This is a genomic window from Anaeromassilibacillus sp. SJQ-5 (assembly GCF_054108045.1).
Map to the genome: position 1 here is coordinate 2,659,687 of NZ_JBPJWQ010000001.1, position 16,291 is coordinate 2,675,977.

Genomic DNA, 16,291 nt, shown 5'->3' on the forward strand with positions numbered 1-16,291 from the left:
TCCGCATGGGACAGATTGTTGTGACGAATCGCATCGTCCCCATTATTGTGCGCCGCGCCGGCGTCGGTATCCGCATAACAAAATGGAAGCGGGTTTTCAAAAATTTCTTTTGCAACGATCCGGGCCGATGGGCTTGATTTTTTTGAAAGCGTATGCTATAATAACGCCCAGACAAACGAGATAGGCGGGAGTAGTTCAGTGGTAGAGCGTCAGCTTCCCAAGCTGAATGTCGCGGGTTCGAATCCCGTTTCCCGCTCCACGTCGGAATGGACTGCGTTCCATTCAAAATCCCCAGCCGAATGGCTGGGGATTTCTCATACCGCTCCGTCATTCCTCCTCTCCGCAAAAGTCACGCTCGGCTCGCCTGTTCGGTTGCAGTGGCTTGTAAAGCCACCTCGCCCATCACGACGGCTCGCTGTCGCTACCAACTTTTTGCGGATTTGTGCCTTGCGGCGCTGGAGATTCATTTTGTCTCACCCTTACAACAAGAAGAGTATCGTGCACGTCAGCGTGCGATGCTCTTTTTTTATCCCCTCTGCCAGGGAACTCGAATCCTTCCGGTTCAGAATGCCGACCGGCGGACCAACAAAGGGAAGGGGACTGTTGCACAATGTATGAACATACACAGAGACTGAGAAAAAGCGTGGTTTCGCGTCTGAAAGACGCGAAATGCGGGCCACAATTCATGTGCTCACCGGCATAACGCGAGCATTATGCCCGCGGTTTTTCAGGGGCGCGTCGCAAAATCTTGCATTTTGCAACGCACCCTTTTTCCCTTTTTATGATTCCCGTCATCTTTGAGCCTTATCCAGCGGAAAACAGCAATTTTCAGGGCTTGGAGGGCCCCTGTTTTTCCACAACGTCCATCGGTTCCGGACAGGACAACCCCTCCGGTTGTAGCATCTATTCTACAACCGGAGGGGGTATACTCAATCCATTCGTGTTCTCTTTACCATTACGATTTCCGATTTGCCTTCCTTTTTCCGGTGCCAAAGAAGAGTGCCGCTGCCGAAATACCGGCCAGGCCCAGAGCGATCCGCCCCGTTTGGTTCTCACCGGTCTGCGGAATTTGGGGCTCCTCCTTGCCATCCCCATCCGTGTCGCCGCCCGACAGTTTCACCAGGCCGTTGAGCGCTTCATTCAGAGCCTCGGCGGCCTTGTCGACCGTCGCCTGGTCGTTTACGCTCAGGGCGGCATTGGCGTAGATGGTTTTGGCTGTGGACAGAGCTGTTTTCAGCACCGCCGCGCTTTCCGCCGTATACCCGGACAAATCCAGTCCCTCCGCCTTCTCGATCAGGTTTTCAAGAATGGCCTTGTCCGCCTTGTACAACTGCAGATGAATAGCATCCAGCAGTTCCTTAGACGCTGTGGCTACGTCCTCCGCCATAGCGTCACCATTATTCATGACGGTTTTCGCCGCTGCTAGGGCATCCAACAGCTTCTGCCAGTTAGTCGCGACATATTTATCCTGTTCCGCAACCAGGCTCTCCGCCTTTTCAATCAGCAGACCCAGGTTGGTCTTATCCGCCTGATACAGCCCAAGCCCCCAGATGCCTTCCAGCAGGGTATCCCACGCAGCGGTAAGTTCATCCTGGGTGGCGGCCGGATTATCCAGCGCCGCCTTCGCCTTGGCCTTGGCCTTCTCAAAAAACGCCTTAGCGCTGTCGGTCACGCCGTCGGTACGCAGGTTCAGGGCAAACGAGTAGGTTTCCTGCAGCAGGCCACGGATGTCCTCGACATTTCCGGCAGCCACGACCTGGATGAACGCCTCGGCCTTGATGGCGGTTCCAGCTACCGTGCCTTCTACTTTAAAGACGCCGGGATTGGCGACCATTTCCCCGGTGATTTCCGCCCAGTCGACCGCCACGGTCTTGACGGAGCCATCGTCGTAGGTGGCCTCCACCGTTTCCGGCATCTGCGGCAGTTTGCCTTCCTCGGTCTTCACAAAAGTGGTGGCGAAAGAAACGATTTCCGCCGTGGATTCACCCGGATCGCCCTTGGTCAGGAACACGGTTTCCACAGCCTTTGTGCCGTCCTCCGCTGTCACCGTGATTTTTACGGCCGCCGCCGTATCCAGCTCGCCATCCACCGCGTCGATAACTTCGGTGCTGACGGTGGCGCCTTTGGATACTTTCACGTTCAGCTTATCGACCGAGAAGGTGTCTGCTGCCGCAATCACCATGGTATTGCCGACGGTTTCGATGACTTGCCCGCCGTCGTAGGTGATTTCTTTAATATCGGCGGCGTTGGATTTTGCGCCGCTGCCGATCCAGATGGGGTTCGAGAAGGCAAAGCCGAGTCCCTGGCCTTCGCCCTTACCGCCGTTGCCAGTGGTGCCCTGCTCGCTGGTTACCTCGATGCGGTAGAACTCGCCCGCCTTAACATCCAGAGACAGGGTGGTCTTGAACTCTTTCAGCCCCTGGCCCTCCAGGTCTTTGTTGAAGATGATTTCCGCTTCGCCTTCGTCCGCGCTGCCGGTAATGACGTTTTTGATGAGTTTGACGTTCACCAGATCGTAGTTCGGATCAAAGGCCGTGATGTTGAAGTCCGCTTTTCCGCTTTCCTTAATGGTCAGGGTTTCACCCATACCCACGCCCTCGATGTTGTAGCGGATTTCCGGACCGTTGGAGCCATAGTAGCTGCCGTTGGCCAGGATCTCGTGGACGTTTTCGTAGGTGAGGTTATCCATTTCGGTTTTGATGTACGGGTCGCCCATCTTAGCGGAGTTGTGGCCGTCCGAGTTAGCGATGCCGAAGTACTTCTGCTCGCCGCGGCGGTTGACGTTGTCCCAGTAATCAAAGGCGAAAGTATTGACATTTTTATCCGGATCGATGGCGTGATAGAAGCCATTCCACACCTCGATACCGACATAATCCCGGATGCCATAGGGATCGGAGAATACCAGGCCCGGATAGTTGGGATGGGCCACATAAAAGACGCCGCCGTTGTCGTTGACCTGATCGATGGTATCCTGCCACGTCCAGATTTTACCATCAATTTCCTTGCCAATGCGATATTCCGGGACAAAGGTGCCCACACCGTAGGCCAGGGCGTGGCCTTTACCGGAAGAGGTGATTTCGGTGCCGGTGATGCTGATGAAATTACCGGCAAGGCGATTGGTTTCCTCGACTGTATCGGGGCCCTGGCTGATTTTGTTGTGGTCGGTGCTGTACAACCAGTTAAGCAGCTTATCTTCATAGGCGGAGTCCACATTCTCACGGATGGTCCCTTTGCCGTCGCTGTGGATGGAGTGCGTGTGGTTGTCGCCGGCATAATAGCCCTGGCCGGAGATGGACAGTCCCTCGGAGAAAGATAGGGCTACATCGTCGGCCGTCCTGACATCCGCTTGGATCATGCCGCGGCCGCCCTCCAATGCAAGCACCTGGAACTCCACGGTTTCGCTACCCTCTGCCGGGACTTCCGGAATGATGACTTCCGATTCGCCAACGCAGTACATCTGATAGGGGAGATCCAGGGATACCTGCACGTTCCGGATCGGTTCCCCGGCGGAATTCTCCACCGTGACCTTGACCGGGAAAACGTCACCCTTCTGCACTTTGCCGTCATACGCATCCATGCGGGCTTCCATGCCGTATTTATAAGCGTTGTAGTAGGCGACCATGGCCTCTGGCTGCTGGGTATAGCCTTCGGTATCCAGCACGATGAGCTGCCGGCTGTAGGTAAAGGTTTCGTCCGCCGCCAGCGTCACCGGCGCGTAGCCCATCATCCAGTTAGAACTGCCAAACACCCGAAAATCAAAGCCGTCTTCATACAAGAACGAATAGGCTGCCGGCTCGCTGGTTGCATACTGGGTAAACCACGGCTGAGCAGGCTTTTCATCAACCGGCGAATTATAGGCCGTGGTTATATCGCCAAGCCCCGGCACATAGGTCTTTTGCGTGCTGCCGTCCACATCCATGACGTCGCCGACATACACCTGCAACTCCTGCCCGCTGGTGTTGCGGACGGTGGTTTCGATCTCGGCATAGGGCTTGCCGCTCTCCAGGGTAAGGATTTGCTCTATCACACCCTCCTCGGCATCGGGGGCGTTGGCCAGATCGTGATGGTAGACGCCGGTGGCTTTCAGCACAATTTTGCTGGTGGACTGGGACACCACTTCCAGACTGTCAAACCGGGTATCCAGCTGCGCCCAGGAATCGCCCGGAAGCGTACCGCCCTGGCTGGTTTCCTGATGAGGCTTAACGTCTGTAACCCAGCTGGTGAAGATCCAGTCCATGACATCCGACTTGCCATTGGCGGCGATGTCCAGAATACGGCCCGCGGAGGAATCCTTCAGCTGGCTGTCCTTGGTTAACCCGGCAATCGACATGGTCAGCGTTTCGTTTTCCAGGGTGTAATCGCCAGGCTTGCATTCCACCAGGCCGCCGAAAGACTGCATACTGGTGGTGGTAAGGATGCGGGTGCCAGTCATGGAGTCCAAGATGATGTCCGCACGGGGATCCGCCTGGGTGTTCAGATCCACCGACTGGGAGCTTTGCGCATAGCCGGGGATGGAGGCGGTCAGGGTATAGACGTCTTTTTCCACACGGAGGGAATAGTTGCCGTCCGCATCCGTGATAGCTGTTCCCGCGCTTTCTCCCGCGTGCTCCCCTGTCGCATACTGGCAGGTGATGTCCACATTTTTAATCGGATTGCCGTCCATATCGGTGACGGTGCCGTTGATTACACCGTAATCATCGATATCCACTTCTCCGCGGACAACCTTAGCCCAGAAAGCGGCTTCGGCATACGGCTCGCCGACGCCGCCCGGCTGGTGCGGCAGATGGTAGAAGGTCAGGGTTTTGCTTTCACCAACTTCCAGGGAAGCATCGTACCAGATACCAAAAATGTAACCATCGTTTACCAGCCCGCTGGGAACCGCATCCGCCTCGTCCCACAGGATCGCATGGGCGGTGTTGCCGGTATACTTGCTGGCGTAGCCTTCAAACATATAGTTTTCCGTCCACTCGTGGTTTGTCAGAACGGTGTTAATGGTAGAGGTGGTCCAGCCCACGCCCGGAACATAGGTGTCGTCCTCGTTGGATTCATCCGGATCGACCAAATACTCAAAATAGCCGGTATAGTCCTCTGCACCGGTGTTGGTCAGTTTCACCTGCATCTGAATGAGAGGCGTGTTCTCCAGGATGGAGTAGGTAACCTCCCCCTGGATGGAGGGCGCGGCTTCGGAAGCGCCCTTTCCGACAACGGTGTTTCCTTTCACTTCCAGTTCGTTAAGATCAAACGCTTTTTTGCCCGTCTGCCAGGTCCCGTTCATTTTGGATGAGAGAACAAACTGCGTCCAGTCCAGGTTTTCCCGCTTGGCTTCCTGGGTCACCGCATCCATAATTGCGCCGTTGGACATCGGGCCTTGTTTGTCGTTAGGCGCTTTCGTTGTGCCAATCAGGGTCTTGATATACTGGTTTTCCAGGTAGTAGTAATCCTGCCCGGCGATATAGTCGACAGCTTTGCTGCCGTACACGAAGCCAGGATCCACATTACTTTTCCCCGCAACGGCTTTGTCAGGCACCGTCGCTCCCCCGGCCGCGCTCACAGGCGCGGCAAGCGTCAGCAGCTGAAGGGCTGCCAAGCAGGCGGCCAGCACTTTGCCGCCTGTTTTATTGGGCGTCATTTTCACTTGTTCATCCTCCTTTATGTGTTTGCATCTACCATAGTAATGGAAGGGCCAAGGAGCAACAAGGCAGTTTGCGTTAAGCTTACTTTAAACTTTGGTAAATTACCTTCCGATGCTCGAGGAAATGTGCTATTCTCAATCATGGTAAAAATAAGAGGTGCTGGAAGGATGAAACAACTATGAAACACAGCTATAAAAGGTTTTTGGCCATGGCTTTTTCTACCGTTGTATGGAGCGCGGCACTCTGCGGCTGCCACAGCAAAGCGCCCGTATTGGATAGCTCCGCAGCCTCTTCGCAGACGGTAGAACAAGGATGCATCGGTATCTATTCCTCCTTCCCCACCCTGCCGGTGCGGGAGTATCCGGAGTATATGAGCGCCGGCTATTCCTGCAAGATACAGGAATTTTCGCAGTATGCGCAGCCCCTTGAGGCGCTGACAGCCGGGAAGGTGGATGTCTGCGTGGCGGCGCTTCCTTCCGTGCTGCAGGCGCAGCTGGATGGACACACCGTGAAAATCCTGTGCAATTTTTATCAAAAGGGCTCCGCCGTTGTGACGGCGGCAACGAAGGGAATAGACTCGATTGAAAAGCTGGCCGGAAAAACCGTCGGGTATACGGACGGAACCATGGAATATGCGCAGCTGCGGGCGGACCTATATAACCGGCAGATGGACGCAAACGCCATCACCTGGAAGGAGATGGCGCCGTTACAGCTCAACGCCGCCCTGAAGGCGGGAACAATCGACGCGTACTGCGGCGATGCGGCGCTGGCCGGCACGGCCTTCATGCAAGGTTATGGGAAAATTCTGGCCTATCCCTATGCCGATGATCTGGGTTACGGCAATCTGGTTCTCGTGACCACCGAAGCTAAAATTCAGGAAAAGCGGGACTGGCTTCAAGAAATGGTCAATACCAACTATCAGGTTATGGAGATGGCAGCGCCGTTGGAGGATTTCGGCCTGTCCGCGGCGGCGGAGTTTGGCCTCGATTCACAGGGAATACTCCAGGAGCGGGACAATTATCAGTGGGTCTGGGATATGGAGGAAGAGTATGTCATGTTTACCCGGAATCTCTGCAATTACCTTGTCCAAATGGGGATTTTCCGATCTATTCCAGATATGAATACGCTGTTTGACTTTACATTTCTGGAAAATCGCAGCCAGGAATTTGTCCGGTGATGGCGGCCGGCGGATTGGTATAACAGGAAAAGTGCCGCCCGAATATTCGGGCGGCACCGGCCTGTGATCATCCTCTATGCTATCCCGATGCGATTCCGAACCGAAGGGGCGGGGATTCGAATCCTGTCGGCGGAACTAATCTATAGACAAAAACCCTCACGCTCCATGAACAGCGTGAGGGTTTTCTTATGGTATACCTATCCGGCGCCGATTATATGGGGAATAGATTGTCGTAATGCTTACGAAACTGCAGAGGGGATACATGCATATGCTGCTTAAAAAGATAAATGAAGCTCGACATATCATCAAACCCCACACGCAAAGCAATTTCATTGACAGACAGATTGGTCGAAATCAATAGATCCTTGGCCTTGTCGATCCGATACTGGCTCAGGTATTTATAGGGGGATTGGCCGGTGCTTTCTTTAAAGAGGCGGGAAAAATGATATTTGCTGATACAGGCCACCTTTGCCATATCGTCGATGGTAATTTTTTTGTCAAAATTCTGCCGGATAAATTCTTCCGTCTTATTCATCCGGTTGTCGTGAGTCTCTTCTTCAAAGACCAGACTGAACATATTGTTGATAATCGACGCCATTTTCATGTCGATAAACAGGGAATTCGTTTCGGCCAGCATAAACAAATTTTCCCACAGGTTGACAAAATGCTTCACATCCTGCTGAACCAGAACATCCCGCTTAAAGCTCTTGAAAAGGGGCGCCGAAACATCGCCGATGGCATGAAACCAATAAAATTCCCAAAGGCCCTGATCCGCCCAATAGGAATGGGGATTGGAACAATCGATGCAGAACAGCGAGCCGCTTTTCAGCGGGTACTTCACGCTTTTGTACTGCAGCATCCCGGCGCCGTCGGTGGTATATCCAAAAAGAATGCTTTTTTGCGGCGTGCCGATAATACGATAGGAGGCGTCCGCTTCCACATACCCCAGCTCATTGGTGCACAGCAGGGTATGAACGGCCGTGTCTGTCGGGATATGATTGCGGAACCGCTTGTCAAAAATACCTTTTGACATGGGATCGCTCCTTTCGGGTAAACGGTCTGATGATAACACGTCATTGCTGTCTATTGTACCATACTGACAAAATGAAATCAAATGCCGCAATTTCCCAAAAAGAGGCATGCCCTATGCCGGCTACCGCCACACAGAATACACGCTGAGCTGATCGATCCGGGCGTTTCCATTACTGTCTCCTTTGGTACACGCCACCCGTATGTACCGGGCCGTTATCGGCGGGAAACGATATGTGTTCTTCCGCTCGGTGTTCCCGGTCTTTTCCCCGACGGTTTTCCAGGCTTCCTTTTGCAGAACCTGAATGGAATAATCCCGGAGAGAAGCGGCCAGGGAGGTGGTATATAGATCGATCTGGCAGAAGACTTTCTCCTGACGCAGGTCGATATACAGATACACAGGGGCCTCCTCGCTGCACAGGGCGGCCGAGCACCAGCCGGAATAATTGTCCGTGATCCCGTTGACCGCCCGCCAGGGATAACAGCGCTTGTCATACCCTTCATAATAATCCGAGCTGGTCACCTGCGCATCGACGGCCAAAGACGGCTGGCCCAGACCGCTTATATGCAGGACAGCCGTGCCTGTTATCTCGGGAAATGCCACGGAACGGGCCGTGAGCAAAATGTCCCCGTCCGACACGGCGGTTATGGCGCCCGTCGGCTCCAACACCGCTTTGGTGGTTTGGGAACCGTCCGGCTCCGTGATCTGCCAGCATACGCGCTGGTTATGGCAATCGGCAGGGGAAAAATAGGCCATGGCCTGGAGGGTGGGCTCCTCTTTGGTCAGCGAGCAGCGTCCCCCGTCTCCCAGGACGGTAATCGTCTGCGGCTTCGGCAGGGGCTCGTTCTGCTCCTGCCGAAGCAGGATGACGGATTTTGAGGCAACCCGTCCGCGCACGTCTCGGGCATATACGGTCACCAGGCCATTCCGGCCATTTGGCTGCAAGACGCCGTCTTGGATCGACGCGATGGCGGGGGTGAGCCACCATTGCCGCACCGGGAAATTCGCCTGCAGGCGCAAGGCCTTCCCCGGCTCCGCGATGGTCGTACGGTCGTCGTCGCTGTTCAGAATCAGGGGCCGCTCCGCATACCAGCCGCGATCGGTGGTGAGCAGGAGAATCCAATCGCCGCTTGTGGGCTTCTGCGGGGAGGAATAGACGCCGTCCACCGGGCTGCACGGGCCGAAGGGCAGGTAGGTCCCGGTGAGGATATCGTACCAATACCCCTCATATATGCTGTCCTTCATCCCCCGCAGAGTGAGGCCGGCCGTGGTTTGGTCGAACAAAAACGCCGCATAAACATCCTGGCCGATGGTTGCCAGCGCTTTGGGCTCGTCCGTGCGTATGTCGCTCCACGCCGGATCGTCAAACCGCGGCTCCAAGCGCCACCAGTCCAGCGCTTCGAAAAAATGCCGGAAATGGACAAGCCGCTTTCCTCCCTCGAATTGGAGCGCGTCAAACCAGCGGTAATAGCCCCCATATCTCATCCAGTCGTCCGGCGAATAATCATCGTTCCACACGCCCTGTGCGCCGTAGCCGTAACCGAACAGCCCGCCCAGAAAGGATTTATATCCGGCGCCGAGCGCCTGCCGCGCATCGCTCCAAAGCTCTTCGTACCCGGTCTCATAGCACAGAGCCGGCTTGAGAATGCGGTGAAAACCCCTCAGATACGCGGTGTTGTTCAGCGTGTTTTCCTGCGGCTGCAGGCCGAACCAGCTATGATAGGGCTTGTCGTCCCAGGCGGAGTTATGGGCGGTGAGGAGGCAGTTGTTGGCTCCGTGAGCGGTTAAGGGGTGATGATACGCATCCCATTCCGAAACGGTCTGCGCGACAATAAACCAGCGTTCCGGCGGCACCGTGCCATAACAGTGCGGATCAATTTCCTGCGCGGTTGTCCAGAGAACCGGATACGCCCCGTACCGCGCAACCCAGAAACGGGCCAGTGCCCGCAGATACGCGGGGGTATAGCGCGGGTGCTGGATTTCGTCTGTGAAAAACAATTGAGAGTGGGCATGGACGAGACCGCGATCGGCGATGTATTGAAATTTGCGATCCAGCTGCTGAAAGCCGGCGATATCCCTCTCGTCCAGGCCGTCCGTCAAGTCGTAAATCACGGGCATGTTGGGCTTCCCCAGCGGTTCGGACTGATACACGGTAAAGCCCTGGGCCGCGCGGTGATCCACCGTATACCGGAACTGGCTTTCGATGCCGGAAACATTCGCTTCCTCCCATTTTTCATGGCACAAAAACCAATGCGTATCGCCCAGATAAAAGAACGGCGTGCCGTCCCGGTAGGAAAAATAGCGTTGACCCGGCTCCACTGTCAGAAAGCCTTTTTGGTAAATCGCATGCTCTCCCTGATACGGGACACAGCGGAGCGTACCGGTTTGTCCGTGAAGCCCGGCGTTGCCCGTATCGGAGCAAACCGTTTGGTAGGTCCAGTCTCCGGGCTCCGTCAGGGCGACCCTGACGCCAAACGCATCCCCCCCATTCCAAAAAGCGGGACGCCGGATCCGCGTTCCGGACGCCGATAGAAAGTCGACGGTTGTCTCCGCTTCCAGCAGCGGATCGGCGTATGGCCGTTCTGAGTGAAAAATCAACTCGGCGGTTCTCCACATTTCGGTCGTCATGGGCTTTCCTCTTTTCTTACTATCATGCAAAAAGAATGGCACAAGCCTTGGGAAGGAGAGCCGCACGACGTATGCCGCACCGCTCCCCTTCCCTTTTCTCTTGTGTCATTCTTGGAGAGAAATCCAGTCAGCCGCTATTTCCCCGAGGAGATGGCCGGGAGCTCCATCTCTCCGGTCACATAGGGATAGCTGCCGTTCTCATAGGACGAGGCGATCACCTTGGCGTTTTCCATGGTCGGGCGGACGCGATCGGTGATGACCAGAACCCAATCCTGACCGCCGCTGGGAGGCACGGGAAGCTTCCAGCTGCCCTTGCCGTCCGGCTTAAAGCCGGACGCGGCGGTGGTCGTTTTGCCGTTGAGAGGGTTCGTCCACACCGCGTCGTAGGTATGCCCGGGGTTCAGCCGGGATACCGTGCCAGTATACTCATAGCCGGCGCCCTTGTCCGGAACCGGGTAATAAATCAGGAGGCTGGTGCGGTCGGTGTTCGCCTTGACCATGGGGTTGCTCGCGGATCCGGACAGCCGATTCCAGGTAACCAATGTGTTGTACGGCTTCAATTCCCACCAGGGGGTGGAGGTAAACACCTGTTTGAGGACCTGCATCTGCGCGCCCTCCTCCCCCTTGATGGCGGTATACCACGGGATAGGCGTCCCGCTCCACAGCTGGAAATCGTCGTTTTCATCCCATGTGGCGTTCCAAATGCCCTCCGCGCCGTAGCTGTAGCCGAAGCTGCCGCACATGATGGAGGTATAGGCCATTTTCCTGGTCAAGCCCTTGGGAACGGCGCTGATCCCCTCGTAACAGGCCTCGGCCTCCAGGAAGGGGATGACCGCCGTCCGATTGTATTTATCCTTCCAGCTGTTCAGTATGGCGGAGGACAGGCTGCTCTTGTGGCCGGTCTGCAGCATCGCGAAGTCATACCAATCCTCGCCGCGGTATTCGTCGCTTTTATAGCCCCAGTCCTGTGTTTCCACCCCGGAATGCAGCGTGGTCGGGTGCTGATACGGATCAATTTTATCGACGTATCGGGCGATTTCAGCCCAATAGGGGGAGTTCATCCGCGACTCGCCGCAGGTGATCCAAACGACCGGATAGGCGGCATAGCGGGCGACAATGTATCGCGCGGCCGTCTGAAAGCTCTGGACAGTCTTGTCGTCATAGGCATAGGGGCCCCAGTCAAATCCCAGCGCGGAAACCAGTCCACGGCCCGCGAGATATTGGATGCGTTCGTCGCAGTTGGAGAAAAAGCCGGTGTTTGGCAAGACCCATTTTTTGTCCTTCTGCCAAACGCGCCCGCCCTCGTTCCAGGTGGCATATTCGCCGTCCAGCTTGCCATTGTCGCCGGATTCGGACAGGAAGAAATTCATTTGATAGGCGGTGTAGCCCTGCTTGGCCCGCACATCGACCATGCCCTTGAACATGGAGGAAAATTCCTTGCTGTTGGAGTTATTCAGAGGCTCCCGGTGGCTAAGGCCCATCCAGTGCGTGTCCGCCAGCCAGAAGAAGGGCGTGCCGTCCCGGTATGTCATGCCGCGCTTATCGTTGCTGACGCGGAGGAAGCCGTGCTTATAAACATCCAGGTTGCCAGTGTATTTCGTACAGTACAAATCGCCGGACACCTGGTGCAGACCGGCATCGGCCGTGTCGGCGGCCTTAACCTGGTACGACCATTTTCCAACCACCGGAGGCGCAAAACGGATAACCCATTTTTTCCCTCCGTCCCAAAACCCGGGAATGGTCATTTTCTGCCCCTGCGGGCCTTTGAATTCGCAGTGAATCGCTTGATCGAGATACGGGTTGGCGTACTCCTTGCCCGCTGTCAGCACAATATCGGTGGCGACCCACTTTTGCGTGGATTTCGCCCCCGCAGGTACGACGACATTGGGATCGTCCACCGGCCGGTAATTGGTGCTGGTCACTTTGTTTCCGCCCCCGTTTGTCCCGGAGCCGGTGCCGGAGGAGCCGGCGTCCGGATGGTAGGGGGAAGAATCCGCCGCTTCAGACTCGGCGGAGGATGAAGCCCCGTCCTGCGAGGAATCGGTATCGGAGGATACGTCGTCAGCCGGGCTTTCCGAGGAACTGATGGAAGAATCCCCTTTGGAGGACGTCCCGGAGGTGCTGGAGGCCGGTTGGCTGGCGCAGCCGGTTATGAGCAGCATACAAGCGAGCAGCATAGATAAAACGGAAATGGGTTTTCGTTTCATAGCAGTCTCCTATCCCCGTCCGCTTTGCCTCGCCTATGGGCGAGCAACCTCGGCGGACGGTGGTTTGTAGTAGAATCAAACGGGACGGAAAATTGCAGGAGGAGATTGCAATATTTCTGTTCCAACCTTCGACATAGTCAAACGTAACACTTTTCAGCAAGGTCGTCAACTCAAAATTAAGCAAAGAGCAACTATTCAAAAATTAGAGCACGATTTTGTCTGGATGTTTTGAGGGGAATGCTGTAATCTATGCCATAGGGAGATTGCAAAATTCGTTCCTCATTTAACATACAGGTAACGCGATCTGAAGCATACAGCGGAGGTGTATGAATTGAAAATAAGATATCTATATAGCAGCTTATCCATGGGCTTCAAGCGGCTGGTTGTCGTCACGGCATCCGCCGCTATTATGCTGCCTCTCCTCGCGGGCGCGTTTGTTTCCGCCGCATCGGGAGACGAACCGACCGAACTGGCCCACGGCAAGCCGGCGGATTCCTATACCGCCTCGTCGGGGCAGGCCGGCCAGGAGGCGCCCAATGCGTTTGACGCCGACGCCGACAGCGTATGGCAGGCGCAAAGCAACCGGCAGCCGACGGAGCCGCAATGGCTGATGGTGGACTTCGGCAAAACCGAGACGGTGGCGCGCGTCGATTTTACCCAATATAATAACCGCGCGAAATTGTTCAAATTTCAGGTATCCGCTGATGCGCAGACCTGGTCGGATGCTTTCTATGGAAGCGTGGAAAGCGCAGCGGACAGCGGCGGCGTGGTCTCGTACACCGTGGTTTTCCCGGAAAAATCCGGCCGCTATTTCCGGTTGTGGTTTGAAGAAACAGCTGTCAACGGCGTGCAAACCCAGCCGGCTATTTTTGACATGAAGGTCTACGATAAAGCCGGGGACGCGGAAACCTCATCCGCGATCACGGATATAACGGCCGCTATCAAAGAGCTGGCCCATGGCAGACCGGCGGACTCCTACACCGCCTCGTCGGGGCAGGCCGGGCAGGAGGCGCCCAATGCGTTTGACGCCAGTGCCGACAGCGTGTGGCAGGCCCAAGGCGGCCTGCAGACGACGGAGCCGCAATGGCTGATGGTGGACTTCGGCAAAACCGAGACGGTGGCGCGCGTCGATTTTACCCAATATAATAACCGCGCGAAATTGTTCAAATTTCAGGTATCCGCTGATGCGCAGACCTGGTCGGACGCTTTCTATGGAAGCGTGGAGAGCGCGGCGGACAGCGGCGGCGTGGTCTCGTACACCGTGGCCTTTCCGGAGGCCTCCGGCCGCTATTTCCGGCTGTGGTTTGAAGAAACGGCCGCCGACTCTACAGGCCAGCAGGTTCAGCCCGCTATCTTCGACATGAAGGTCTATGACAAGCCCGGGGATGCGGAAACCTCGCCAGCGATCACGGATATAACGGCCGCTATCAAAGAGTTGGCCCATGGCAAACCGGCGGACTCCTACACCGCCTCGTCGGGACAGGCCGGCCAGGAAGCCCCTAATGCGTTTGACGCCAGTGCCGACAGCGTGTGGCAGGCCCAAGGCGGCCTGCAGACGACGGAGCCGCAATGGCTGATGGTGGACTTCGGCAAAACCGAGACGGTGGCGCGCGTCGATTTTACCCAATATAATAACCGCGCGAAATTGTTCAAATTTCAGGTATCCGCTGATGCGCAGACCTGGTCGGACGCTTTCTATGGAAGCGTGGAGAGCGCAGCGGACAGCGGCGGCGTGGTCTCGTACACCGTGGTCTTTCCGGAGGCCTCCGGCCGCTATTTCCGGCTGTGGTTTGAAGAAACGGCCGCCGACTCTACAGGCCAGCAGGTTCAGCCCGCTATCTTCGACATGAAGGTCTATAACAAGCCCGGAGACGCGGAAACCTCGCCGGCGATCACGGATGCGAACAGCTCGTCCATCAAGGAACTGGCCCACGGCAAGCCGGCGGACTCCTATACCGCCTCATCGGCGAACGAGGCGAGCCAGGGCGCGGCAAACGCGTTCGACGCCGACGCCGACAGCGTATGGCAGGCAGGAAGTCAGGCGCAGAACATCTCTCCCCAATGGCTGATGGTAGACTTCGGCCAAACGGAAACGGTGGCGCGCGTCGATTTTTCCCAGTATTGCAACCGCATCCGTCAATTCAAATTCCAAGTCTCCCATGACGGCAAAGCATGGACCAGCGTGTACTTTGGCAGCATCCCCAGTGCGGTCGACAACGGAGGGACAATCTCGTACACGGTCGTGTTCCCGGAGGCCTCCGGTCGCTATTTCCGCACGGTATTTATCGAAACGGCGGGAAAAACGGGCGCCGAAGACATACAGAGCATGCCGGCAATTTTTGATATGAAAATTTACAACGGGACGGACGGCGCCGCCACCTCCCCGGCCGTCGAGGAGGGCCTGATCGGGCCGGATAAGGATCCGGTGGATCCCACGACAAAGCCCAAGAACCTGGCCTTAAACAAGGGGGAGTCCGCCTATACGTCTTCGTCCAACATGGATGGACAGACGCCGCAGAACGCGTTCGACGGCAATCCGGGCACAAACTGGCAAAACTCCGGGAACAGCTTCCCCGCGTGGCTTCAGGTCGATTTGGGAAGCAAGACGGACGTCAACGGGCTTTGGGTCAGCCAATGGAGCAACCGGATCAAGTTCTTCAAAATCCATGTTTCGGATGACGGCCAAAACTGGTCGACCGCATTTTACGGCCGGGTGACCGACGCGGCGGAACTGGGGAAGGCAACGGAGCTTTCCATTGCTTTCCCGACTGTCCAAGCGCGCTTTGTGCGCCTCACCATCATCGACGGGGTATATGACGAGCCGAATAAGCAGCTGTTCACCATCCCGATTTATGAGGTGGAGGTATACCATTCCGAGGACTGGGAAAGCAGCGAAACGGTCGTGGATGTGGAAACGGAGCTGCCGACCGCGGAGACGCTGGCAAAGCTGAAAGACGTTTTGAAACGGGTGGAAGCCCTGGATGAGGCCTCCTATACCGGCGCTTCGTATGAGACGCTGCGGCAAGCGATCGAAAAGGCGAAGCCTTACGAGAGCGGCACGCTTGGGAACAACACGCTGGTGCTGGAGCTCATAGCCGAGCTGGAAAACGCGGAAAAGGCCTTGATTCCCCTGAGCACCTATACCGCCCTGCGGGAGCGCTTGAAGCAGGTGCTGCAGATGAACGAGGCCGACTACCACCCGGACGACTGGAATGCGCTGATGCAGCTCGTCGAGTACGCCAATGTTCTGGTGGCGCAGGAAACGGCGGATCCGGCCGATGTCGGGTTCTATGTCAAATCCATCGATATCCTGCTGGCTTCCATGCGGATGGCCGATGAAGAGGAACTGGATTATACCTATGAGATAAATCCGATCCGAGAAGACGACTACATTGCCGAAACAGTGGTTATCGACGCCGGTGACGGCGGCTCGGTCAACACGGGGGTGACGGCGGTCAGCACGGCTGTCCTGTTAGCGGTGCCGGTCAGCCTCGCCGTCATGCTGCGGCTGCGCAAGCGCACACAAAAGTAAGTCGATTTTATCCGTTTGCCCCTGGTGAAAAGGCCCGGTTTCCTTCGAGGAGCCGGGCCCTTTTTCTGCGCGGAATTTATTCTA

At 56.3% G+C, this 16,291-nt stretch carries 6 protein-coding genes and 1 tRNA gene; 3 read left to right on the top strand and 4 right to left on the bottom strand.

Annotated features, from left to right (window positions below; all coding sequences use genetic code 11):
• The first annotated feature begins 184 nt into the window (after positions 1-184).
• Positions 185-259 (top strand) — tRNA-Gly (locus ACSAMM_RS11455).
• A gap of 696 nt (positions 260-955) precedes the next feature.
• Here ACSAMM_RS11455 and ACSAMM_RS11460 read toward each other — a convergent pair.
• Positions 956-5,629, bottom strand: coding sequence for a CehA/McbA family metallohydrolase (locus ACSAMM_RS11460; protein WP_457791504.1), 4,674 nt, complete (start codon positions 5,627-5,629; stop codon positions 956-958).
• A 212-nt stretch (positions 5,630-5,841) separates the two neighbouring features.
• Between ACSAMM_RS11460 and ACSAMM_RS11465 the strand changes: the two genes are divergently transcribed.
• The gene (locus tag ACSAMM_RS11465) at positions 5,842-6,810 is read left to right on the top strand and encodes an ABC transporter substrate-binding protein (RefSeq protein WP_457791505.1); all 969 of its coding nucleotides are present in this window, start codon (positions 5,842-5,844) and stop codon (positions 6,808-6,810) included.
• Between the two features lie 211 nt (positions 6,811-7,021).
• On the opposite strand, the gene ACSAMM_RS11470 is transcribed toward ACSAMM_RS11465, so the two are convergent.
• From ACSAMM_RS11470 to ACSAMM_RS11480, 3 genes are all read right to left on the bottom strand, one after another.
• Positions 7,022-7,843, bottom strand: coding sequence for a helix-turn-helix domain-containing protein (locus ACSAMM_RS11470; protein WP_178723031.1), 822 nt, complete (start codon positions 7,841-7,843; stop codon positions 7,022-7,024).
• Between the two features lie 120 nt (positions 7,844-7,963).
• Positions 7,964-10,468, bottom strand: coding sequence for an apiosidase-like domain-containing protein (locus ACSAMM_RS11475; RefSeq protein ID WP_457791507.1), 2,505 nt, complete (start codon positions 10,466-10,468; stop codon positions 7,964-7,966).
• A 134-nt stretch (positions 10,469-10,602) separates the two neighbouring features.
• Complete coding sequence (locus ACSAMM_RS11480) at positions 10,603-12,675, bottom strand: apiosidase-like domain-containing protein (protein WP_457791509.1); 2,073 nt, start codon at positions 12,673-12,675, stop codon at positions 10,603-10,605.
• Positions 12,676-13,006: 331 nt separating this feature from the next.
• On the opposite strand from ACSAMM_RS11480, the gene ACSAMM_RS11485 reads away from it, so the two are divergent.
• Complete coding sequence (locus ACSAMM_RS11485; RefSeq protein WP_457791510.1) at positions 13,007-16,207, top strand: discoidin domain-containing protein; 3,201 nt, start codon at positions 13,007-13,009, stop codon at positions 16,205-16,207.
• Positions 16,208-16,291 lie beyond the last annotated feature (84 nt).

Bases quoted from the DNA above. Each gene is read 5' to 3' on its own strand.
- ACSAMM_RS11460 (WP_457791504.1), bottom strand. From the start codon at position 5,629: ATGACGCCCAATAAAACAGGCGGCAAAGTGCTGGCCGCCTGCTTGGCA.
- ACSAMM_RS11465 (WP_457791505.1), top strand. From the start codon at position 5,842: ATGGCTTTTTCTACCGTTGTATGGAGCGCGGCACTCTGCGGCTGCCAC.
- ACSAMM_RS11470 (WP_178723031.1), bottom strand. From the start codon at position 7,843: ATGTCAAAAGGTATTTTTGACAAGCGGTTCCGCAATCATATCCCGACA.
- ACSAMM_RS11475 (WP_457791507.1), bottom strand. From the start codon at position 10,468: ATGACGACCGAAATGTGGAGAACCGCCGAGTTGATTTTTCACTCAGAA.
- ACSAMM_RS11480 (WP_457791509.1), bottom strand. From the start codon at position 12,675: ATGAAACGAAAACCCATTTCCGTTTTATCTATGCTGCTCGCTTGTATG.